This is a genomic window from Leptospira ellinghausenii (assembly GCF_003114815.1).
In the GTDB taxonomy this organism is placed as follows: Bacteria; Spirochaetota; Leptospiria; order Leptospirales; family Leptospiraceae; genus Leptospira_A; species Leptospira_A ellinghausenii.
In genome coordinates this window covers 1180204-1203521 of sequence record NZ_BFAZ01000009.1, presented here as the reverse complement: position 1 = coordinate 1203521, position 23318 = coordinate 1180204, and the positions used below count along the sequence as shown (strand labels likewise).

20 protein-coding genes are annotated in these 23318 nt (G+C 37.0%); 6 read left to right on the top strand and 14 right to left on the bottom strand.

Features of this window, described 5'->3' with window-relative positions:
- Position 1 precedes the first annotated feature (1 nt).
- The 5 genes from grpE to DI076_RS14185 form a co-directional block, all read right to left on the bottom strand.
- Entirely contained in the window at positions 2-574 is a 573-nt protein-coding gene (gene grpE / locus DI076_RS14205; RefSeq protein ID WP_108960430.1) for a nucleotide exchange factor GrpE, read from the bottom strand.
- 11 nt (positions 575-585) lie between these two features.
- On the bottom strand, positions 586-1617 hold the full coding sequence (gene hrcA / locus DI076_RS14200) for a heat-inducible transcriptional repressor HrcA (protein WP_108960429.1): 1032 nt from the start codon (positions 1615-1617) through the stop codon (positions 586-588).
- 145 nt (positions 1618-1762) lie between these two features.
- Positions 1763-2680, bottom strand: coding sequence for a sensor domain-containing diguanylate cyclase (locus DI076_RS14195; protein ID WP_108960984.1), 918 nt, complete (start codon positions 2678-2680; stop codon positions 1763-1765).
- Positions 2673-3872 carry a glycoside hydrolase family 172 protein gene (locus tag DI076_RS14190; RefSeq protein ID WP_245918441.1) on the bottom strand — a complete coding sequence of 400 codons (1200 nt, stop codon included), beginning with the start codon at positions 3870-3872 and terminating at the stop codon, positions 2673-2675. Before DI076_RS14190 ends, DI076_RS14195 begins: the two co-directional genes overlap by 8 nt.
- 20 nt (positions 3873-3892) lie before the next feature.
- Positions 3893-4381 carry a hypothetical protein gene (locus DI076_RS14185; RefSeq protein ID WP_108960428.1) on the bottom strand — a complete coding sequence of 163 codons (489 nt, stop codon included), beginning with the start codon at positions 4379-4381 and terminating at the stop codon, positions 3893-3895.
- Between the two features lie 30 nt (positions 4382-4411).
- Between DI076_RS14185 and DI076_RS14180 the strand changes: the two genes are divergently transcribed.
- From DI076_RS14180 to DI076_RS14155, 6 genes are all read left to right on the top strand, one after another.
- Positions 4412-6964, top strand: a complete 2553-nt coding sequence (locus DI076_RS14180) for a [protein-PII] uridylyltransferase family protein (RefSeq protein WP_108960427.1) — start codon at positions 4412-4414, stop codon at positions 6962-6964.
- Position 6965: 1 nt separating this feature from the next.
- Positions 6966-8594, top strand: a complete 1629-nt coding sequence (locus DI076_RS14175; protein WP_108960426.1) for a glycoside hydrolase family 13 protein — start codon at positions 6966-6968, stop codon at positions 8592-8594.
- Positions 8595-8850: 256 nt separating this feature from the next.
- On the top strand, positions 8851-9213 hold the full coding sequence (locus DI076_RS14170; RefSeq protein WP_108960425.1) for a hypothetical protein: 363 nt from the start codon (positions 8851-8853) through the stop codon (positions 9211-9213).
- Between the two features lie 97 nt (positions 9214-9310).
- Positions 9311-10423, top strand: a complete 1113-nt coding sequence (locus tag DI076_RS14165; protein WP_108960424.1) for an efflux RND transporter periplasmic adaptor subunit — start codon at positions 9311-9313, stop codon at positions 10421-10423.
- Positions 10424-10433: 10 nt separating this feature from the next.
- Positions 10434-13634, top strand: coding sequence for an efflux RND transporter permease subunit (locus DI076_RS14160; RefSeq protein ID WP_108960423.1), 3201 nt, complete (start codon positions 10434-10436; stop codon positions 13632-13634).
- A 1-nt stretch (position 13635) separates the two neighbouring features.
- On the top strand, positions 13636-15063 hold the full coding sequence (locus DI076_RS14155; protein ID WP_108960422.1) for a TolC family protein: 1428 nt from the start codon (positions 13636-13638) through the stop codon (positions 15061-15063).
- 277 nt (positions 15064-15340) lie between these two features.
- On the opposite strand, the gene DI076_RS14150 is transcribed toward DI076_RS14155, so the two are convergent.
- The 9 genes from DI076_RS14150 to DI076_RS14110 form a co-directional block, all read right to left on the bottom strand.
- Positions 15341-15676: a Zn-ribbon domain-containing OB-fold protein gene (locus DI076_RS14150; protein ID WP_108960983.1), complete on the bottom strand. Its 336-nt coding sequence runs from the start codon at positions 15674-15676 to the stop codon at positions 15341-15343.
- Positions 15677-15829: 153 nt separating this feature from the next.
- The gene (locus DI076_RS14145; protein ID WP_108960421.1) at positions 15830-16405 is read right to left on the bottom strand and encodes a hypothetical protein; all 576 of its coding nucleotides are present in this window, start codon (positions 16403-16405) and stop codon (positions 15830-15832) included.
- A gap of 99 nt (positions 16406-16504) precedes the next feature.
- The gene (locus DI076_RS14140; protein WP_245918440.1) at positions 16505-17017 is read right to left on the bottom strand and encodes a hypothetical protein; all 513 of its coding nucleotides are present in this window, start codon (positions 17015-17017) and stop codon (positions 16505-16507) included.
- Positions 17018-17035: 18 nt separating this feature from the next.
- Entirely contained in the window at positions 17036-17797 is a 762-nt protein-coding gene (locus DI076_RS14135; RefSeq protein ID WP_245918439.1) for an Lp29 family lipoprotein, read from the bottom strand.
- Between the two features lie 300 nt (positions 17798-18097).
- Positions 18098-19312 (bottom strand): acetyl-CoA C-acetyltransferase, encoded by a 1215-nt coding sequence (locus tag DI076_RS14130; RefSeq protein WP_108960419.1) that lies wholly within the window; start codon positions 19310-19312, stop codon positions 18098-18100.
- Positions 19313-19383: 71 nt separating this feature from the next.
- On the bottom strand, positions 19384-20406 hold the full coding sequence (locus DI076_RS14125) for a hypothetical protein (protein ID WP_245918509.1): 1023 nt from the start codon (positions 20404-20406) through the stop codon (positions 19384-19386).
- Between the two features lie 140 nt (positions 20407-20546).
- Positions 20547-21074: a NuoI/complex I 23 kDa subunit family protein gene (locus tag DI076_RS14120; protein ID WP_108960417.1), complete on the bottom strand. Its 528-nt coding sequence runs from the start codon at positions 21072-21074 to the stop codon at positions 20547-20549.
- Positions 21061-22509: an NADH-quinone oxidoreductase subunit G gene (locus DI076_RS14115; protein WP_108960416.1), complete on the bottom strand. Its 1449-nt coding sequence runs from the start codon at positions 22507-22509 to the stop codon at positions 21061-21063. The genes DI076_RS14120 and DI076_RS14115 overlap by 14 nt, the downstream gene beginning before the upstream one ends.
- 54 nt (positions 22510-22563) lie before the next feature.
- Positions 22564-23304, bottom strand: coding sequence for a response regulator (locus tag DI076_RS14110; RefSeq protein ID WP_108960415.1), 741 nt, complete (start codon positions 23302-23304; stop codon positions 22564-22566).
- Between the last annotated feature and the right edge of the window lie 14 nt (positions 23305-23318).

The window sequence follows — 23318 nt, the reverse complement described above, 5'->3', positions numbered from 1 at the left end:
ATTAACTTTGTGGTTTTCCCACTCTCACACGTGCAGGACGAATCGATTGTTTGTTTTCACCTTCTTCGTGGTAATAACCAGCTTGGTAGGTTTCGATAACAGTCTCTTCTGTATACTCTGCACTTTCTTCGGAAGCAATTGCTTCCATGAGCATAGGGTCAAACGGCATTCCTTTCGGATCCAATCGTTTGATTCCTTCTCTTTCCAATACGGAATAAAATTCCTTTTGTACCATCTTGATACCTTCCACAAAAGCAACCACTTCAGGTGTTTGGTTAGGAACATTCGAAACACGTTCCAAATTATCCAAAGCACCTGTCAGTCCTTCCGCAAACTTCTTGATGGATTCTTTTCTTGCATTTAACAAATCGTTAGCTGTTCGACGTTTGTAGTTTTGAAACTCCGCACGTTCTCTGAGCCAAGAGTCCTTTAAAGATTCGATTTCTTTTTTTGCATTATCGAGTTCTTTTTCAGCTCCTTCTACCGCTTGTTCAATGGCTTCGTCAGAAATGGTTTGCCCTTCTTCCACTTGCACATTTTGATCTTCTAGGGACCCGTTCGTTTCTTCTGCCATTTCGCCTCCTACTACCTACTCAATTTCGTTATCATTTCTGAAACTAACTTCGAAGTGAATTCAATCAAAGGTAATGCCTTATTGTAATTCATCCTCTGAGGACCTATAATTCCCATGGAACCGATCCTTTTTTCACCCATACGATAATTCGTTGTAATGATGGTAACACCACCTAACTTTTCATTACCGTCTTTTCCGATAATGGTATAAACACCATCCATCGGAACATAATCACTAAAAAACTCTTTGAGGAACTGTTTTTCATCAAATAGATGCAGGATGTTTTCTAATTGTTCCTCTTCATCCTTAAAGTTTTCATATAAGTTTTTTAATCCGTCGATATACAAGTTATCAACAGACATACTATCTGTTCCCATTGCTCTCGCAATCGATGGAGCGAACAAAGAAAATCCTTCTGGGCCTTCTTTTTTCAACATCATCTGAGGGATCAGATTACTTTGAATTTCATGAACATCAAATCCTTTGACGTTATCATTCAAATACCGTGAAATTTGGTACAGACTCTCTTGTGAGATGTGAAAATCGAAAAATATATTTCGATTCAGCACAGTTCCAGACCGCATAACAAGGATCATAAGAACTTCTCCTCCATTTACATGGATGAGTTCTATATGTTTTAATGTGTCGAGAGATCCTTCCGGACCTAAAACCACACTTGCCGATTGCGAAAGGGAAGCGAGTACCTTGGAGGTTGCAATGAGAACCTGGTCCAAACGAAATTGCATCCGAAGATACTCTTCTTGGATCCTTTGTTTTTCACGCATTGTGAGCTCAAAAAGAGTCACAAGGCTATCCACATACAACCGATACCCTCGTTCTGTTGGCACCCGACCACCCGAAGTATGACGAGCTACTATGTAACCCATGTCCTCGAGTTCTGCCAAGCAGGACCGAATGGTGGCTGGTGATAGTCCGATATCGTACTTTTCAGAAAGGGTTTTGGAGCCGACAGGTTTGTTGTCTGAAACAAACTCCTCAACCAATGCTTTCAAAATGGAACGATGTCTAGGGGAAAGGTCCATAGCCTCCAAGCACTTCCTTTAGCACTCTGATGATTAGAGTGCTAATCTATGCTTAAAGTTTACGAATTTCCGTTTTTTTCGTCAAGCACGTTGTCCATCCAAGTTGCGAATTTTAGCAGACTTTCAAAGAAACTGCTAAAATTTTTCAAACGGGATAGACTTGGATTTGGTTTCTGCCGTGGTTTTTTGCCTGGTAGAGGGCGATGTCAGCAAACTTCAGAACTTCTTCTGGTTTTTGGATGGGATGAACCTTGGTGTAACCAATGCTCAAGGTGACGTTCAGATAGTAGTTATCAAAGATAAAAAAGCGGTGTGTTTCGACCGATTCGCGGAGGCGGTCAAGGACGATGGTTGCCCCTTCGGTGGTGGTGTCTGGCAAAATACACCCAAATTCCTCTCCACCAAGCCTTCCCACTGTGTCCTCTTCCCGTAGGCAATCCACAAAGATATTGGCCATTTTTTTGAGTACCAGATCCCCAATGTCATGTCCGTAGGTGTCATTGATCACCTTAAAATGGTCTATGTCCATTACCGCAAGCACCGATTCCCGGTTACGACGTTTGACGGTTGCGATGGTTTTTTGGAGGGTGTCTGAGAAGGAACGACGATTTGGTAACATCGTAAGTTCGTCCATATAAGCCAAACGTTTCAAACTATTGATGAGTACATTTTTTTGTTCTTCTAAACGCCTACGTTCTCTCACATCTCGGATAATCGCCGCGTAATACTCTTTGTTCTCTTGGTGGATGGTAAAAGCACGAATTTCCACGGGAATCGTACCTTTTGGTTTTGTGATGAGTTCTAATTCTTTTAAAAATCCTGCAATGTAATGTGCTTCGTTGGAACTAACGAATGCTTCTATTGATGTTTGTTCTCCTTTTTCATTCGGTGGGAATAAAAAAGAAAATGATTTACCAAACAATTCTTCTTCTGAATATCCAGTTAACGATTGTAACGCTATGTTACTAAATAATATCTGTTGGTTTGTGTCTAAAACAACAATTGCATCGATGGATTGGGAAACAATTTCCTTAGCCAGTGTTTCTGTATTAAAATCATTCATTTCCCCAAATTTCCCCATTTCCTTTTTCACTTCGGAATGAATCCCGCCATTTATGGATGTGACGAAAATTGATCTCAGGTTGGTTCACCCTAAATTCTTTTTTCGGCAAAACCTTCATTGGTTTTGGATTCAGACTCTGATACCAATAAGCAACAGAGATCAAATCTAAGGTCAAGGAATTTGCATGACCATGTTCCAATAAGAATAGGAAATTTTTTTCAAACCGAATGGGGGATTCTACCCAAAATCGATACAAATGGGTTCTACCCAACCAACCTATTGAATCGGAAACCCGAGGGTATCCAAAATAAGGATGCATAAACACTTCTTTTGGTGACCAAGCCGTATTAAACACATCTTCGGTTCCTGTTCCTTTTAGTGTAGCACTTGTTTGGTTTCCATCAATAAAGATTAGATCATCTCCTTCGCCATACCACAAAGGAGTAGGAGAATCCACATATAAATTAAGTCCAATGAATTGGCCTTTTCCTTCGGTTTCAAGAACGGAGAAGTAGTTTTCTTTGTTAAATTTTGTTTTTTCAGTTTCCCCAAGTAATCCCCATTCATTTTCTCTTTGGTTCGAAGTGTTCGGTTTTGTGATACTTCTGTTCCATTGTGCATGGAATCGTAAAGGGGAATCGAGAGGTGATTTCCATTCTTCATAATCAATGTAAAAATAAAAATTACTAATGTCTTCATCCGATTCGTTTTCAATTTGAATTTTCGCACTCGATTCAAATGGCATAGGAAAATATGAGTTCATTGACTTTCCTTTTTTAGGTGCTGCGACAAGTGGTAACGAATTGAGTATGTATTCTTCTCCCCAACCTTGTCCAAAAAATTCACCTAACGGAACTTCTACGGAAGGATAAGAATGATTGTCCCAATACATACGAATCACAACATTTTTCCTAGCCATAGGGTCTTTACTGGCCAATGTCATCCAAATGTGTTTGATGATCCCTCGCCCTTTGATCTCAGCAATCGTGATGGTTGATTTTTTTGGAATTTTGATAAAATCATCATTTCCATTTGTTGGATCCGCACTTGAGATTCGTTTGTTTTGGTAGTTTTTTTCCTTCCAAATCGAAGACTCCCACCCATCGCTTGACAAAGGATTTGCGAATTTAAATCCAACAAGAAATATTATTACCCAAAAACGGATTCGAAAGTAAGTTTGATTCGTAACCATAATGACCTATCTTAAAAAAACTATTTCCTTTGAAGGATTAAAAACCGTTTCGCTAACCAAAGGAAAATCCCCGCTTGGACAATTGATTGTAAAAAAATTTCAAATAAAACATACATGTGGATCGATAGGGTCACTTCAGAAATCATAAATACCATTCCTTCCAAACTTCCTACAGAAGGAGAAATTGCTGCCAGTCCACCTAAAACGGTTCTCATCCATACCAAAACAAACATTTGTTTGTTGAAAGATTGTTTTTGGAACCAATCCCAAATCAGATGTAAAAAACTCACAATCAGTAGTGCTTGGAGGAGTAAGGTTGGAAATAACCAAGCCATCGCTCTCGACCAAGCTGCACCATCACTCGATGTAACTAAAAAAAGAGGAAACACAGCAGACTCACCTTCATAATAATCTTTCATCACCAATTGAAAGTAAGGGATGGAAACAAGGAGATAAGCCAAAAGATGGCTGAAAATAAACTGAATTGTGATTTTAATCTTCGGATTCATGTTAAAGTTGTCCAATAAGGTAATCTTTACATGATGAAATCAGAACTCAAGGCAAAACTGCAACGGACCTTTCCAAAAGCCAAAACAGTCTCTTCAGGAAGGTTGTTTACCCGTCAGTTGAGTAACCTGATCGACGATTCAATACGACAAGTTTTTTTGGAAGTGTCAAACGAAATCCCCATAAAAGACCACCTCTGCCTCATTGCCGTAGGAGGTTATGGAAGAAGGGAACTTGCACCTCATTCGGATATTGATTTATTATACCTTCATGATGGAAAACTTTCAGACAAAATCTTAAGTGAAATCATTTCCAAAATCAATACGTTCTTATATAACAATGATAAGGAAGTGGGTCATAGCTGCCGTACGATCAAAGAATCATTTTTATACTTAAACCAAATCGAAACCTACCATGCAGTACTTGATGCTCGGTTTCTTGTAGGATCTGAAGTTTTATTCCAAAAATTCAAAAACGAATTCCTGGGCAAAATTCCTGAAAAAACCATCAAAGAATACAATGAATGGAAACTATCTTATCTCAGAGAAAGAATTATCAATTCTTATAATCCAATTTTACTTTCAGAACCCAATATTAAAAACGATCCATTAGGACTTCGTGACATCCAACAAATGTATTGGATCGAAAAAACAAATCCACTCGCTGATAGTGCTGATGGTGGGATTTTTGATTTTTATTTAATTGGTGATAGTTTAACTTTACTGTCGGCTTATGATTTTTTACTTTTAACTAGATCCGCTCTCCATATCATCAGTGGCCGTAAAAATGACAGATTAGATTTAGGCTTACAAGCAGAAGTTGCTGAGTTTTTAGGATTTGGTCCTAAGAACGAAATTAAAACCTTAGAACGTTTTATGAGCCAATTTTATAAAGCCCAAAAGGATGTTTATTTTTATATTGGAACCTACTTGGATGAAAAAACCAATCTGAATAAAAAACGGATCCACAAAGAACTTTCCAATCCAGATACTTTATACGATGACATCATTCAATTTTTCAGCGAATCACAAAAAAACGAAGAGGAACCATCTCGGATCGATTTAAACGAAATCCGTTTTGCATCACATTTTCTCGATGATGATTTTAAAAACCAAAAATCAGTTTTGGATTGTTTTATGGAGATGTTACGCCACAAAAAACGTATTGGGCATACACTCACACTCATGCATGAATGTAATGTGCTAGGAAAACTCATTCCTGAATTTGGAGCTTGTACCAACTTTCCCCTCTTTAGTTACCACCACCAATACACAGTTGATGAACATACATTGCTCATATTACGCGAGTTAGATGTATTGATTGCTGATTTATGGGAAGACCCACAAGTCCAAGACGTATTTAATTCTTGCGAAAAAATTGAAATTTTGGCTTTGGCAATCCTGATTCACGATGCAGGGAAAGTAAAAGAAGGTGATCACTGCCAATATGGTGCCGAACTTGCACTCATCATCGCGGAAAGGTTCCGATTTTCAGAAGAAGATACAGAACTCTTGCGATTTTTAGTCGCAGAACATATCGTCATGTCTGAACTCTCATCCAAACGAGATATTTATGACCCAAATCTAATTTCTTCGTTTGCAGAACAATTTTCCAATGAAAACACTTTACGGTTGTTATATGTAATGACAATCATTGATACAAAATCAGTTGGCCAATCAGTTCTTACCAATTGGAAAAAAGAAATTTTACATTTTTTATTTACATCCACATTGACATACTTACAAAACAAAACGAATCGTCCCGATAACCAGGAACGCATCGAGAATACTCTTGAATCCTATCTAATCGAAAAAGAAGGACTTACAACTGAACAAGCAGAACAAATTGTTTCGTTTGGGATGCAAATTCGCCCCAGTTCTTATTTGAACTATAATACCCCACGCAGAGTATACCAACACTTTGTATTTTTACATGAATGGATACAATCAGGTTCCACATTTCGATTACTTTCTGAAAAAGAACCAGCCTTTGTTACATTGTCTCTTTTTGCAAAGGCTGACAAACGAATGTTACTGTATCTTTCAGGAATTATTTCCAGTCTTGGGTTAAATTTAGTAGGCCTAAGGTTGTTCCGAAGTGAAAATGAACATTTGATTCTACAAGCGCAAATCACTGATGAATTCGGAAGTGGAGAAATCGCCGAACCACAAATAAACGAAATTGAGTCCACTCTTGCCGATTGTATTGAAGGGAAAGTGAATATTGAAGATTTGGCTTCCACTATCAATATTTGGAAAACCTTACCACAAATTCCAGAAGGAATGGTCGAAGAACTTGTCAAGTTTGCAAATGATTTATCAGATACTTATTCTGTATTAGAAGTAAGAGTACCTGATTCAATAGGATTAGTGTATCGTATTCTCAAAACTTTAATCGATTTAGAATTGGAAGTAATCTTTGTTAGAATCTCGACAAGTGCTGATTTTGCATATGACTCCTTTCACATCCAAACTAAAAATGGTAAAAAAATAGAAGATACTGGTCTACTCCTTTCAATTAAGGAAAAAATTCTCTCAGTAGCAAGAGTCAAAGAAAACCAAGGTATCATGGAGATTAGTTTTTAATATGGCATGGTGGAAAGAAGCAGTCATTTATCAAATTTATCCACGTAGTTTCCAAGATTCCAATGGGGATGGGATCGGAGACCTAGAAGGAATCATCCAACGTTTGGATTATTTAGCAGGTTCCAAAGACTCACTCGGTATCGATGCTATTTGGTTATCTCCAGTTTATCCTTCTCCTATGTTTGATTTTGGATATGATATTTCAGACTATGAAGAAATAGATCCCGTATTTGGAGATATTCAAACTTTCAAACGTTTGTTAAAGGAAGCTCATAAACGAGGGATTCGCATTATCATGGATTTGGTAGTGAATCATACCTCCCACCTTCACCCATGGTTTATTGAATCCAGATCGTCTGTCAATAGTCCAAAACGAGATTGGTACATTTGGAAACAAGCAAACCATAATGGGCCACCTAACAATTGGTTGGGTGCATTTGGTGGATCTGGTTGGGAATATGACAAACGTACTGGTGAATATTATTTTCACTCTTTTTTAAAAGAACAACCTGATCTTAATTGGCGTAATCCAGATGTGGAAGACGCTATCTTTCGGATGATGAAATATTGGCTCGATATGGGAGTGGATGGATTCCGTTTAGATGTTGTCAACTTATATGTAAAAGATGAATTTTTTCGAAACAATGCTTCTTATTTTATGAAAGGTCCAAGGCCTTACGATAAACAAGTTCATACATACGATCGTGATAGACCTGAAATGCATGGAATTTTAAGAAGGATGAGAAAACTGTTAGATTCTTATTCCGAAAAACGTATGTTTGTTGGAGAGATAATGCAAGATTTCCCTGGTAATGTTTTACTTCCTGCAACTTACTGTGGTCGTAATGATGAACTTCACCTTGCCTTTAATTTTATGTTTTTATTTTCACCTTGGAAGGCGGAACGATTTTTCCAAATTGTTAAGGACTTTGAATCAGCATTAGGGGAAGATAATTGGCCAAACTATACTTTATCCAATCATGATTTTCCACGGCATATCACTCGTTACGAAAAGGGTGAAGATACATTGGATCGAGCCAAACTTGCCGCTTGCATGATGTTAACGTTACGTGGAACTCCTTTCTTATACTATGGAGAGGAAATTGGTATGAAACGCCAAAAAGTTCCATTCAATAAAATCCAAGATCCAGTTGGGAAACGGTATTGGCCTTTCCATCCTGGGCGAGATCCGGAACGAATCCCTATGCCTTGGGATGGTTCCGATACAACGGGATTTACAACTGGCAAACCTTGGCTTCCCCTCTATGAAGATTCAGATACTCTCAATGTTGAATCTCAAAAACAAGATCCCAATTCACTTTTTTTCACATATAAAAAATTGATTCAAATACGGAAAGATCGTAAATCACTTCGTAAAGGGAAATTAAAAATCCTCTTGAGTGACGATAAACATGCGTTATACTACAGAAGGAGGGATGGAAAAGAGGAGACATATATTTTTTTGAATTTTTCATCCAAACCAGTTCGAGTTTCTTACCCAAGAAAATGGAATCTGAATCAAATTTTATTCAGTTCTAAGAATCGAAATGCATCTTTTGAGTTAGAAAAGGAATTGGATACAGGCGATTTACTTTTGCTCCCAAATGAATCAGTCATATTTGCAAAATAAATTACATCCAAATGACTTTAGTACCTTAGTTGGTTTCATCACATAACATGAATTGCTAAAAGACCTTTCTTTGCATTGCAAACTTTCCTACTTTTTCTCTCATTCGATGTCTAATGATGAGAGGAAAGGATTTCCGCTACAATCGACACTTCGATAAGATTGACGTGAATACCGCAGTTTTTTTGTTTTAAATGAGACTTAGAACTGTTCGCTTAAACTGTTGACAATAATCGATTTGGGAATTCGCTGGCATTAGATGCGCTTGATGATGGTAAATACATTGATAAGTCGATTGGCAATTTTGCTTCTCTCTTTTGTATTCATCAGTACTAATACTGAGGGCTATGTATTCCATCTTGACAGCTACCAAAAAAACCAAACGTATAAACATAGTAGTTTATATGATTTTTCTTATGTCATCAAAGAAGTAAGTGAAAATAGTGAGGAAGAAGCGGAGATTAATTCCCACCGCGAAAACGAATTAAATCATTCCTTCGCATTTTTTCTCAATATATCACTTATATTTGATACTGAACTAAAACCTGTCCTATTCTCTTTTCCGAATTCATTTTTAACCAAAAATAGCGTCAAAGACCGCGCACCTCCCATCCTCACTTAACAAAGATTTTTTTCTCGGAAGATCGCAATCCAAATTAAATTGCGTTCGATGATTTTTTAAATTTTGCCTAACAAACGTTAGACAAAGTGGGGACACAATGAAACTTCTCAAAGGGCTTAAGCACTCTTTCACTTCAAAGATACTGGTTACAGTATTTGTATTAACATCTTTTTTTCAAATGAATTGTCATACAAAGAACCATGAAGATAAAAACGCACTCATGGCCACGTATCCATGGAAACAAGATGTAATTATTGATAAAAACTATGTAGCGCAAGTGAAAGCAATCCAACGTATCGAAATCAGAGCATTCGAAAAAGGATATTTAACCCATATCTATATGGATGAAGGTAAGATCGTAAAAAAAGGTCAGAAACTTTTCCAAGTAATGCCTATGTTAGTTACTGCACAATACGAAAAAGCAAAAGCAGAATACGAATCAACACAAATCGAATATGAGAATACTGAGAAGTTATTCAAAGAAAACGTTGTTTCCCAAACAGAATTATCTCTTATCAAAGCCAGATTGAAAAAAAATAAAGCTGCTATGGAATTAGCGCAAGTTCACTTAAATTTGGCAACTGTAACTGCTCCATTCTCTGGGATCACGGATCGACTCCAAGTTCGACTTGGAAGTTTAGTGGAAGAAGGAACTCTTTTAACTACAATCTCTGACATTTCAAAACTTTGGGTATATTTCAATGTTTCAGAAAAGGATTACCTAAACTTTTCCAATGCCCGCAGATCAGGGGACAAACCATTAAAAGTTAAATTTTTAATGGCAAATGGTGAATACTTCAATCAAGAAGGAAACGCTGACACGATCGAAGGAGAATTCGATAGTGAAACAGGAACCATTCCTTTTAGAGCAACCTTTCCAAATCCAGAAAGATTATTACGTCATGGAGAAACGGGAAATGTTGTGATCAAAGAAAATTTAAAGGAAGCCTTACTCATTCCACAAAAGGCTACTTTTGAAGTATTAGATAAACGTTATGTATACACAATATCAAGTAAAGGTAAGTTAAAATCGACTGAGATAAAAGTCTCACACGAAATTCCTCACTTGTTTGTCGTAGAATCTGGTATTACTGACAGCGACATCATCCTTTTAGAAGGTCTTGGTAAAGTTCATGATGGTGATACTGTGAAATTTAACATCGAAACTCGTGAGAACGTCATGAAAAGTTTCGAGTTACAGGCTCACTAGGAGATATTGTATGTTTACAAAATTTCTCCAGAGACCCGTTCTCGCTATAGTTATATCCGTATTAGTTGTGTTCGTCGGATTAATTTCGATTAAGAACATACCTGTTTCACAATTCCCTGAAATTGCCCCTCCTCGGGTAACAATCACTCTATCCTTTCCAGGTGCCAGTGCACAAGTACTAGTCCAATCAACAATTACAACATTGGAACAAGCAATCAACGGGGTTGCTGGAATGAGATATATGATTTCTTCTTCCACAAGTTCTGGAGATGCAATCATACAAGTTTTGTTCGATCCTGGAACAAATCCAAATGATGCCTTAGTACAAGTGAAAACTAGGGTAGACCAAATGATGTATCGAGTACCAGAACTCGTACGTTTGGAAGGTATATTTGTACAACCTGTCCAACCAAGTATGTTATTGTATGTAAACTTATACAGCAAAGATCCAAATGCGAGTGAGAAGTTTTTATACAACTATGCGACAGTGTTTCTATTACCTGAATTAAAAAGGATTCATGGGATCGGACAAGCAAAGATTTTAGGAACTAGACAATATGCAATGCGTGTTTGGTTAAATCCAGATAGAATGCGTGCTTATAATGTAACAACTGCTGAAGTGATGAAGGCAATTGAAGACCAAAGTATCATTGCAAGACCTGGGCGACTTGGCCAAAGTTCTGGAAAACAAGCACAATCATTAGAATACACTCTTACATATGAAGGTTGGTTTAACGAACCTCAGCAATATGAGAATATCATCATCCGAGCTAAAAATGGAGGTGAATTACTTTACCTCAAAGATATTTCCAAGGTTGAACTTGATAGTGAGTTTTACAATATTTACTCCGATGTTGACGGACATCCTGCAGCTGCGATTATGTTCAAACAAACGGAAGGAAGTAATGCCAAAGTTGTTATTGAAGATATCAAATCAAAACTAGAAGAATTAAAACAAACTTTTCCACCAGAAATGGATTACAAATTAAGTTATGATGTATCGAACTTTATCGATGCAGCCATCGAAAAAGTAATCCATACATTAGTAGAAGCCTTTATTTTAGTGGCGATTGTTGTATTTATCTTTTTGGGCGATTGGCGCTCAACTTTAATTCCTATCATAGCAGTTCCTGTATCCCTCATAGGTGCCTTTTCCTTTATGATGGCATTGGGACTTACCATTAACCTAATCACTTTGTTTGCGATGGTTCTTGCGATCGGTATTGTTGTGGATGACGCCATTGTTGTTGTGGAAGCAGTTCATGCAAAAATGGCCGATGACCATTTGAGTGTGTATTTATCCGTTAAAGCAGTATTAGGCGAAATTAGTGGCGCGGTGATTGCGATTACCTTACTCATGACAGCAGTATTTGTGCCAGTAACTTTTTTACCAGGTCCTGTTGGGGTTTTTTATCGTCAATTTGCGATCACAATGGCCACTTCAATTGTGCTTTCTGGAATTGTCGCTTTAACATTAACGCCTGTTTTAACGGCGATGATTTTAAAACCACATAATCATAACAAAATAACTCATAACCCAATTGATATTTTCTTAGAAAAATTCAATTTTTACTTTGAAATTATGACAGAAAAATATGTGAACTTAATGCACAGATTTTCAGGTTCAAAAGTATTTATTGTTTCATTGTTACTATTCTTTGCGGTTGGTTTTGTTTTCTTATCGCAGTTGGTTCCTGCAGGGTTTGTTCCTGGAGAAGACCAAGGTATGATCTACGCAGTGATCCAAACACCACCAGGGTCAACCATTGAAAAAACAAATGATGTCGCAAGAAAACTCCAAGAGATTGCCTTAAAGATTGAAGGTGTTGATTCAGTGGCATCACTTGCAGGATACGAAATCCTAACGGAAGGGGAAGGATCCAACGCTGGAACATGTCTCATCAGTTTAAAAGATTGGTCTCAAAGAAAAAACTCTGTCCATGATGTAATGGAAGAATTAGAGCACAAAACAAAGAATTTCGGTGCCATCATCGAATTCTTTGAACCACCAGCGGTTCCTGGTTTTGGAGCAGCAGGTGGAGTTATGTTTCGATTATTGGATAAAACCAATAGTGGTGATTATACTGCCTTCGATAAAGTTCACGTAGAGTTTATGGAAGAGTTAAAAAAACGTGAGGAACTAACGGGTCTCTTCTCATTTTACTCTGCAAAATTTCCGCAATTGGAAGTGAAACTTGATCGAAAACTTGCGATGCAAAAAGGAGTTAACATTGGTGATGCAATGGACAACTTGGACATCCTCGTTGGTAGTACGTATGAACAAGGATTCATTCGATTCAATCAGTTCTTCAAAGTATACGTTCAATCTGCACCTGAATATCGAAGATTACCAACCGATATCCTAGGTTTATTTACACCAAATGACAAAGGAGAAATGGTTCCATATTCTTCCTTTTTGTCCCTTGAACAAAAACAAGGTGCAAACGAGATCACAAGATACAATGCTTATACATCATCTGTAATCAACGTTTTACCTAGCAAAGGTTACACTACCGGCGATGCGATTGATGCCATTAGAGAAGTATCCAAAAATCTCCCGAAAGGATTTGAAGTAGGTTGGGAAGGACTTTCTTATGATGAAGCCTCTCGCGGAAATGAAGCCATTTTCATTTTCATTATTGTAATTGTGTTCGTATACCTTGTGTTATCTGCACAGTATGAAAGTTTCATCATACCTTTTTCAGTCATTTTTTCACTCCCACCAGGAATTTTTGGATCCTTCTTCTTATTACGATTGTTAGGTCTTGCCAATGACATTTACGCCCAGATCGGGATGATCATGTTAATTGGTTTACTCGGTAAAAACGCCGTTTTGATCGTAGAGTTTGCAAGGCAAAGACAAGAATCAGGACTGAGTGTGTTTGATGCAGCATTAGAAGGAGCAAAAGCAAGGTTTAGACCTATTTTAATGACTTCCTTTGCTTTCGTAGCTGGATTGATTCCACTTGTTCTAGCAACTGGTCCTGGTGCGATTGCCAATCACACGATTGGTGCCTGTGCATTAGGTGGTATGTTATTTGGAACTGTCTTTGGAGTCATTGTAGTGCCTGGACTCTACATTATCTTTGCAAACATCGCAAAAGGCAAAAATCTAATCTACCATGAAGACAACATGCCACTTTCAGAGTCAGACAGAATGTATGTAACTTCTGAATTGGAACGAAAAAAATCCAGGAAAGGAAAAAAATAAGATGAAACGAATCGTTATCACATGCTTAGTTTTATGGAATGTTTCCTGTATTCCTGCTCTTTATGAAAGAGATAAGGAAGATTTAAAACTTCCAGAACAATTTGAAAATTGGGAATCTTCTGAGAAAGCTCAGAAGTTACAAACTGAAATTTGGAACCAGTTTTTTAATGAACCACAATTGATATCATTAATCGACACTGCGATCGAAAACAACCAGGAACTCGCAATACTAGAACAAGAAATAAGTATCGCGAATAACGAAGTATTTTCAAGGCAAGGGGAATATTTACCAAAATTATCTCTCCAAGCAGACGGAGGATTCGAACAGAAAGAGAGATTTAGCACACCTAACGCCAATTCACCGACATTATTTGCTCATGGTGGGCTTGTAATGAGTTGGGAAATTGACATTTGGAAGAAATTAAGAAATGCAACGAAATCCGCTTACCTACTTTACCTCGCAAGTATTGAAGGTAAGCGGTACGTTGTTACCAATTTAGTAGCAGAAATTTCAGATACGTATTTCGAACTAAAATCCCTTGATAATCAATTAACATTAATTGAGAACTATATAGACGTTCTCTCTAAAGTAAAAGATATGGTTGTATTGCAAAGGGAAGCTGGTAGAACAACATCCTTGGCTGTAAAACGTTTTGAAGCTGAGGTAGCAAAAAACCTGGCTCGTAAATATGATATTGTCCAAAGAATAGCCATTACTGAAAACAGACTTAATTTTCTTTTAGGACGTTTCCCAGAAAGAATTACAAGAAAGTCTGATGACTTTTTGGAAATTACACTTCCTGAAATTCAAAAATCAGTTCCTGTTGATCTTTTAGAGAATAGGCCTGATATCAAACAGGCAAGTTTGGTTTTAGAATCACGAAAATTAGACATTGAAGTAGCAAGAGCAAGGTTTTACCCTTCACTTAAGATTGATGGGAATATTGGATATGAAGCTTTTAATTCAAAACATTTCAAAGGGACTCCAGTTTCGTTAGCATACGGGTTAGGTGGAGGTATCATCGCACCACTCATCAATCGAAAAGCGATTGAAGCAAATTATGCAACTGCAAACAACTTACAAATCCAAGCCATTTACAATTATGAAGTTTCTCTTCTAAAAGCATTTACTGAAGTAACAAATCAGATTCTGAAAATCAAAAATTTATCTCAGAAATATGATGCAAAAAATAAACAGGTTCAAAATTTAAGAGAGTCCGTTGAGATTTCGAATATTTTGTTTAAAGCAGGTAGAATTGATTACATCGATGTTTTGTTTAGCCAAAGAGATTTTTTAGAAGCCCAAGTTGAAGCACTTGAACTAAAATACAATCTCTTAGAAGCAAATGTAGGTTTGTATAAAGCACTGGGTGGTGGATGGCGAGGCCAAAAAGAAATGGATGCCGAAAGGAAAAATGGAAGTTTTTAAAACAACGAATTTATAAAATATACGTTTTTTCCAAAATTCGATTTGGGCGTTTAGGTGATGGACGCCCGAAGTAAAGCACACCAATGCAAATAACTTAACTTCTACTTTTCCATTTTCTTAAATTTTAAGAGAGAAATCACTTCTTCTGTCAATTTGACTATCTTCTTTGTCATAGAAAGTCTTTAGTTTCTTGTGAAATGAATTTGGATATCAAGTTATAATCGAAATATTTTTCTTTACCTTTATTGCGATCTTGTCTTTTAAATAGAATTTATTCTTAGTATTGAAAAATGGGCCCGATTTTTTCGTCGATTGTTTTCAAACGAACTTGATCTCCAATTTTCACAGAAGCAAAATCGGATACACCTTCAATCACTGTTGTCAATTTTACATTTTCTTCCGTTTGTACGATCGCAAGAACATAAGGAGCTCTTTCGGCCATGTGACCAAACCCAACATGCACGACGGTAAAGGAATCGATATGACCTGTTGGTTTTAACTCCACCTTCTCGATCGATTCACTTCCGCATGATGGACATCCATCTAACACTTCCGCTACCTTAAAATGGCATTTGTTACAAACAATGCCAGTCAATGTGACTGTTGCGCTCATAATACCATTACTCATATTTGGCGAAATTAAATGCAAACTGTTTCTATAGAGTTTTGGGAACTAAGAAAAAATACTGAAAGCCAATTTGCAAATAAGATATGATCATTTTTCTTTCATTTTGGATTTACATTTCAGTTGTCTCTTAAATTGACTCTAAATGACTCCATCTTTTTTCATCTGAACAACTAGTTCTTGATATGTATTTAAATAAAGTTCGTCTCTATTTTTAATTGGGGTTCCCGTAAACGGAAAAACAAAAATCATAGGCAACCATTGTACCATAGTAAAAGAATCTTTTAGTTTATATTCGTGTTTCTTATTTCCTTTCATTACCGTTACTTGAATATCAACATTTGTTGTTGCCCAATAAGGTAAAACTGTGGCTGTAGCTACACTTAATAAATTGAAAAAATCTCTCATCGGATGAATGTGGTTAGCAGCAATTCCATCGACAACCAATGTGGCTTCCGTTGGCTTTTCAACAATGATGCAACATCCAGAATCTACCATTGCTTTATCAAACCAGCTTTTATGAAAATCAGCTCTAGGAATCGCATCGGGACCATTAGATTGATATTTCCATTTACGAAAGACTTTTATTTTTTCAGCTTTGTTAGCTTTATAATCACTATCTTTTACCATAGAAATATTGTTCTCTCGAAATGAGGCACAATACGAAATCAGATTGAGTGATAAAATTAATAATAAAATGGATCTTTTTTTAAACATTTAAATACCTTCCTTAAAAAACTCTAATTTTTGCGAAATCTTTAAGCTTTGTTTGAAACAAATACCTTGAATAGGAATTACAAACTAATGACCATTATACTATTTCAAAATTTTCATGTTAACAAAATCATCTAGCAATTTATTCATTGTAACTTGGAGTGCTCTTTCTCTTGCCAATCTCGCTCTAAATCCATACATTAAATTTTCTGAAGGCTCTGATATTGCAGAACCCTCATAAGTATTTTTAAAAACTAACTTATTATTTAAATATAGCGAATATTCCACTTTAATATAATACGTTACTTCTATGCTATCATCGGAGCCTATATCTTCAATTTTCTCTGCTGTAAGTAGATATTCGCCATCTTTTTCTTTCACTTCAGAGAACAGTTCCGAATATTTTAAATTTTCTTCTATTAAATATGCAGCCAAAATATAATAAAAGTCTTTTGCAAAAAATTCAAACCTACTTTCAGGCTTTGTCACTGAAATTGAACGTTTAACTGACTTAACTTCATATTTTCTAAAGTTCTTTGAATAATCTGGCACTAAAACGCAGTTATGAAGAGAAACTATAGTTAGTAAGAAAAGTAATCCTATCTTATATCTCATTTTATTCATCCGTTAAATTTATATTGGTTCCTTAAATTTTTTTTTATATTTTACGTTGAAATCATACGAAAACTCTTTAGTAATGCTCTCTTGTGATTGCCTTATGCTTGATATAATATCTTTAGATACTCTGTTGTTATCTAAATTTAAATTAAACCACCAAGATGTAGTTACTATGACATGTTTTTGATATTCAAATTTTTCGATTAGATTTAAATTTGAATCATAAATATGAAAGGAAGCATTAACTGGTTCGACTTGTTTTGTTGGGTAAATAAAAAAAGTTAAAACCGAAAAAGCACTTTTGAAAAATCCAAAGATGCTTTCATCATAATTTCTCCAAGGATTGATAGATTTACCAGGAATTCCAAGAATGTAGAAATCAACATTTACAGTTTTTACGATACATTTTGATTTAGAAAGATCTGGAGTTAATTCATAGTCTATAAATTTCTGAAGTTCCATTTGTCCAGAATCTTTTACAACGTTCAAATACGAATATACGAAATCTAAACAATTGTCTCTTGTGATTTTTGGATTACCATTCCTAGAAACATAACTAACAATATCTTTTCCATCGAGAAAAAGCAGTTTCATGGAATTTTTATAATCGATAGTTGCTGATGACCGATAAAGTTCACCCTGTCGGTCTTTTTGCATTAGATAATTATAAGGAAGGAAACCAACTAAGGCAATTTTCCTTTCAGGTGAAATTTGAGTGTATTTTAAGTCGGGTACAGTGTAACTTTCGTAAGAAGAACACCTAATTAATGTAAACATAAGGAATATAATTTTTCGCATCTGTAGATCAGATTCATAAATTATTATATTTGTAAACCAATTTTTACGTTAATGAATAAAAAAATCTAACAACTGTAGGTTGATCTTGAAAATTGGGAAAAAGTTTTGATTTTAGACTTTCGTTATGAAAATTAATAAAATTAGGAATTTATAAAGTATTGTTTTTTTATTAAGACTTTTGCAGAAAATAGATATGGAGCTAGTGATAAAACACATTTGGATCCAGATTTTCAGATCCAAATGTGTTTCCTGTTGAAAGGAACTAAAATTAAATAGATTTTACTTCAATCGTTCGATGATTGTCGCAATTCCCATGCCACCACCAATACAAAGAGTGATGAGTCCGTAACGAAGGTCTCTTCTTTCCAACTCGTCAAGAACAGTTCCTGTTAGGATTGCACCAGTTGCTCCGAGTGGGTGTCCAAGAGCAATCGCTCCACCATTCACATTGATTTTGGATTCATCGATTCCGAGTGTTTTCTTTACGTATAACACTACAGATGCGAAAGCTTCGTTGATTTCCCAAAGATCAATGTCTTTTACTGTAAGACCAGCTTGTTTTAATGCTTTTTGTGAAGCAGAAACTGGACCAGTTAACATAATGGTTGGGTCTTCACCAGTAGCAACAGTAGCAAGGATTTTTGCACGAGGTTTTAAACCGTATTTTTTCAATCCATCATCATTTGTTACTAAAATCGCAGCAGCACCATCCACGATTCCAGATGAGTTACCAAGTGTATGGATGTGATTGATTTTTTTAATTTCTGGGTAGGAACGAAGTGCAATTGCATCGAGTTCCTTTTCACCAATTGTTTTGAAAACAGGGCCAAGTCCAGAAAGGAATGCATAATCAGATTCCAATCGTGGGTTCTCTTCTTCTGTTACAACCGTCCCATCATCCAATGTAATTGGGATCACAGATTTCTTGAAATAACCATTTTGGATTGCTGCATGAGCTTTTTGTTGTGAAGATTCTGCAAAACGATCTGCTTCTTCACGAGAAATATCATACTTCGTAGCAATTAAGTCAGCAGAAATCCCTTGTGGAACAAGATTGTAGTGAGCAGCAATTTTATCGTTACCAACATTGAAGTCACGACCAAGCATATCATCACCCATTTTCACTCGGCTCATGGATTCAACTCCACCACCAACACCAATTTCCATTGCTCCAGAAGCTACATGGTTTGCTACGTTGTTGAGTGCTTGTAATCCAGATCCGCAAAAACGGTTTACTGTATAACCAGGAACATCTTTTGGCCAATGAGCCGCCATAACCGCATAACGTGCGATACATGCAGCTTGGTCAGCAACTTGGGATACACAACCCATTACAACTTCTTCTACCGTTTTTGGATCGATTCCTGTTCGGGTTTGGATGGCTTTTAATGTGGCAGCAGCTAATTCTTGTGGATGGACGGATGCAAGTGTCCCGCGTTTTTTGCCCTTTCCTCTCGGAGTTCGGACAGCATCAATAATATAGGAATTCCCCATGGGTTTACCTCTCTCTGGGTGTTCTAGGAAAAACGTACAGAGTTCGCCTCACAAGAAAAGTAAAAAAATCATCATTTCGTCATAGTTTTTGTGAATTTGTGACGGTAGAACTTCATTTTCGCTTGGATTTGGCAAGAATACCCCGAAATCATCGCATCGATCCGGTCTGCCTTACTTTCATTTCGTTCATCGGCGATCCGGATGTACCGAAAATTGGGGTCGATTGCTTCCGCAAATTCCCGTTTATTCCAGTCCACATACCGCCAGGCGCTGAAACTATGGTTCACTCCAACCTTTTCATCGATGGTTCCAATGAGTTGGAACTTGGACTCGCAGGGAGTTCGGAAAAAAATGTAACGATTGAAAAAGTACAAAATCGTTCGGTGCGGATTGGCATCCAAAACAGAGCGAAAGTGTTCCTTCATTTCCTCGACAGTGTAAAATAAATCAGGTCCAGAATTGGTACTCCGAAAGATCACAGGCGAAAATTCATTTGGTGTGTAGAGTTTCGTCAATATCCGAATGTAAGATGGGTCATCCAATCGGTAAGGAATTTCATTGAAGGCGAAAGGAAAGGGATCTCGTTCCGTGAAGTGGATTTCGATGTAACGAGTGTGATCGTATTCAGGGTCATTGATATCCGTTGCCACAATTTTTTTGATGTAACGAGCGAGGAACTGGTCTTCGTATAAATCTCGCACAGTCACTGCTCCTTCCTCATATAAGATAGCACTGCCAAAATCGATAAAACTAGCACCATCTAACAGCCGTCCAATGGATCCATACTTGTGGTGCAGAATTCGATTCCGAAACATAGACCGTAAAATCAAATTATGATCATACAATCGTTTTCGACCAGACCGTTGTTCGACAACGGTGTTTTTTGTTTTTTTGACTTTGTAATAGTGGATATGATTGGCAAGACCGAAGCGCAATTTTTCAAACGCATGGTTTTCTAAAACACGTTTTTCATCTTCTTCATTTTCAATGATGGTGGTTTCAGCAACCAAAGGAGAGAAATATCCAATACCGATTCCAAAGGAACAAATGAAAAAAATCAAAGAGATGCGAACGCGTAAATGTTGAATCAAAATTACATTCAGACTGACTAAAACTCTTGTGAATGTGGAAAATTTAGAAAACACAAATACTGGTATGAAATGATTAGAGTAGAAACCCGGATGTAATGAGAACATACAAGTCCGGGTTTTTGCTTCGAAGATAAATTGAAATCTTAATTCCTTTGGCCGAGGATGGGACCACCTGTTTTTTCCATCATTCTTTCTTTGGTTAAAAACAAATCTTCTCGGTTGTCAGCCGCCATCTCACCCGTTCCATCCAAATAAATTGCTCCTTTCGGACAAGCCTCTTCGCATAACCCACAGAAGATGCAACGAAGTAAATTGATTTCAAATTTTTTGGCATATTTGTCTTCTGGGTGAAGGTGTTGGCGTTCTGAAGTCACCTCTGCAGCTTCGATGTGAATCGCATTAGCAGGGCAAATCCACATACAACAAAAACAAGCCGTACAACGTTCCCTACCTTGTTCATCTCGTTTCATCGAGTGCATCCCGCGAAACCGAGTAGAATACTGACGTTTTTTGTCGGGGTATTCAATCGTTACCTGTTTATTAAACAAAGCAACTTTTACAAAATGTTTGATTGTGATCCAAAGGCCTTTGCCTATGGACCAAAAGTAAAATTTTTCATACCAAGAAAACTGGTGTTTTTTGGCTACGTTGACGACATTAACGGTTCCCAACGGATGCCTCCATTTTTTTAGTCATCGTATTCAGAATTAGTTCTACAACACCGGCAGAAGTTAACAACCCTTGGATGGGATTCATTGACTTCTCAAAGTTTTGTCTGAGGCCATTTTTGTTGGTAAAACTTCCTTGCGCTTCACAGAAAATTTGTATTGGAGCAGATAAACTCGCGTTTATTGCAGCTTCGGTCAAATTGGTATCAAAACAAATCACCTGACTTGGATCAATGCCATCTGGGATGGATTCTTTGATCAGGATCACTAAGTCCACTGAACCTTGTTTGACTGCTGAAACAATTCCTTTAATTCCAGAAGGAGTTGTAAGACCTAAGTCTATTGCTCCTTTTGTATTCGGGTGGTTGTCTTTTGTGAGTAAAAAGTCTACTTGTTCAGTTTCTTTATTTTGTGCATCCGTCACACGAGTTTCCCATTGGATGGATTTCCCACCTAATGCTTGCGAGAGGGAGTTTAGATTTTGTTTCAATGTTTCTAAAGTTTCATTGGATTCGTGAGCTCCACCGAGAACGGCAATGGATTTTGCTTCTTTTAATCGATCAATGATTTTGGAGACCACCACTTGTGATGTGGAATTTTTTCCATTTTCCAAATAACTAAACAAACGATTTTCGTTCATCCAATCCAAATCAAAACGACCTTTGTCACAGAGGAAAAACATTCCTTGATCAAAGTTTTCACGTACCATGTAACGATACATTTTATTGTCTCGTACGTTTGTTGTTACATTGCAACCTGTGGAACAACCATGGCAAACGGATTTGTGTGATTTATACCACCAAACACGTGATTTAAAAAGTGTTTTATTATTGAGTAGGGCTCCCACAGGACAAATGTCTGCAAGCGCACCTTGGTAGTTATGATCAATTGGTTCTGATTTTGCAAGACCAATGATTGAATGGTTCCCTCTTTCAAAAAGACCTAAGTTAGATTCACCTACTTTTTCTTCTTCAAAACGAACACAACGATAACAAACGATACATCGATTGTGATTGATGATGAGGTTCGTTCCAATTTCTTCTTGAGGGATATTTCGTTTTTCAAATTCAAAACGGGAATGGCCAGATCCAGAACCAAAAGCATTGTCTTGCAAACGGCATTCTCCTGCTTTATCACAAACAGGACAATCTAACGGGTGATTGGCGAGAAGGAATTCCATGGTACCTGCACGTGCTTCTTTCACACGATCGGATTTAGTAATGATACCCATTCCCTCTTTTACAGGAGTATTACATGCGGCTTGTAAACGCGGTACACCTTCAATCTCAATGAGACACATTCGACACATACCGACAATGCTCAGAGCTGGGTGGTAACAGAAGTAGGGAATTTCCACTCCTACTTCTTTTGTTGCATCAATGAGGTTTTTCTTTTCGTCGACTTCGTATTCGACTCCGTCTATCTTTATCTTAACCAAAGAACAGACCCCCTAGGTTTGATTAGACTTAGGTCTTTTGATTTTGTCAAACCTTCATTTGGAAATTATATTTACCTCGGAAAGATACGTGTATGGTTGTAAGTCCACGACGTGATTACTAAAAAATTCGGAATCTACAAATAGGGAACTGGCTCTGATATTGGTCTGTTTTAGAATTTTGGCGATCAAATCATCTAAAATTTGTAAGGCACGGACTTCATAAAAAAATGCGTTATCGAGATTGATTCTCAAATTGGTGAAACTTGCCCTTCCTGCTAAGGTAAGCATAAACCTGTCATATATCTCTTCTGTGGATTTTTTACCAGGACATCCTTTTATGTCGAGTTGCATCTGCGAAATAGAAAGTTCCGTCACATTGATTTGCAAAGGAAAATCCTTTTTATCTATGATGTTTTCGGGTTTGAGTTGTAAAACGAGTGCTATTTTTTCGAGGAGAGCTTGGTTCGCAATGGGTTTTAATAAATAAGCAGTGACATGACTTAATGCTGCCCGTTTCACTTGGTCCTTTTCTCCAACAGCCGTTAACATGATGACGGGTGTCATTTTTAACATGTCCTTTCCTTTTTCGAGAAAACTGATCCCATCCAAATAAGGCATGTTCACATCACTGATGATCAAATCATAACTATTGTTTCGGATTTTGGTAAGACCTGACATTCCATCTACAACATGAGTCACATCAAAGTTATATCTCTCTAAAGTATGTAATAATAGTTTTGCACTACTCTCATCATCTTCTAAGAGTAAAATTTTATAAACTTTTGGGCGATTCATTCGATTCGATTTCC

Excerpts from the sequence above, each read along its gene's own strand:
- DI076_RS14140 (WP_245918440.1), bottom strand. The coding sequence starts at position 17,017 with ATGAGATATAAGATAGGATTACTTTTCTTACTAACTATAGTTTCTCTT.
- DI076_RS14175 (WP_108960426.1), top strand. The coding sequence starts at position 6,966 with ATGGCATGGTGGAAAGAAGCAGTCATTTATCAAATTTATCCACGTAGT.
- DI076_RS14185 (WP_108960428.1), bottom strand. The coding sequence starts at position 4,381 with ATGAATCCGAAGATTAAAATCACAATTCAGTTTATTTTCAGCCATCTT.
- DI076_RS14190 (WP_245918441.1), bottom strand. The coding sequence starts at position 3,872 with ATGGTTACGAATCAAACTTACTTTCGAATCCGTTTTTGGGTAATAATA.
- grpE (WP_108960430.1), bottom strand. The coding sequence starts at position 574 with ATGGCAGAAGAAACGAACGGGTCCCTAGAAGATCAAAATGTGCAAGTG.
- DI076_RS14150 (WP_108960983.1), bottom strand. The coding sequence starts at position 15,676 with ATGAGCGCAACAGTCACATTGACTGGCATTGTTTGTAACAAATGCCAT.
- DI076_RS14165 (WP_108960424.1), top strand. The coding sequence starts at position 9,311 with ATGAAACTTCTCAAAGGGCTTAAGCACTCTTTCACTTCAAAGATACTG.
- DI076_RS14195 (WP_108960984.1), bottom strand. The coding sequence starts at position 2,680 with ATGAATGATTTTAATACAGAAACACTGGCTAAGGAAATTGTTTCCCAA.
- DI076_RS14155 (WP_108960422.1), top strand. The coding sequence starts at position 13,636 with ATGAAACGAATCGTTATCACATGCTTAGTTTTATGGAATGTTTCCTGT.
- DI076_RS14160 (WP_108960423.1), top strand. The coding sequence starts at position 10,434 with ATGTTTACAAAATTTCTCCAGAGACCCGTTCTCGCTATAGTTATATCC.
- DI076_RS14180 (WP_108960427.1), top strand. The coding sequence starts at position 4,412 with ATGATGAAATCAGAACTCAAGGCAAAACTGCAACGGACCTTTCCAAAA.
- DI076_RS14135 (WP_245918439.1), bottom strand. The coding sequence starts at position 17,797 with ATGTTTACATTAATTAGGTGTTCTTCTTACGAAAGTTACACTGTACCC.
- DI076_RS14145 (WP_108960421.1), bottom strand. The coding sequence starts at position 16,405 with ATGTTTAAAAAAAGATCCATTTTATTATTAATTTTATCACTCAATCTG.
- DI076_RS14110 (WP_108960415.1), bottom strand. The coding sequence starts at position 23,304 with ATGAATCGCCCAAAAGTTTATAAAATTTTACTCTTAGAAGATGATGAG.
- hrcA (WP_108960429.1), bottom strand. The coding sequence starts at position 1,617 with ATGGACCTTTCCCCTAGACATCGTTCCATTTTGAAAGCATTGGTTGAG.
- DI076_RS14130 (WP_108960419.1), bottom strand. The coding sequence starts at position 19,312 with ATGGGGAATTCCTATATTATTGATGCTGTCCGAACTCCGAGAGGAAAG.
- DI076_RS14170 (WP_108960425.1), top strand. The coding sequence starts at position 8,851 with ATGCGCTTGATGATGGTAAATACATTGATAAGTCGATTGGCAATTTTG.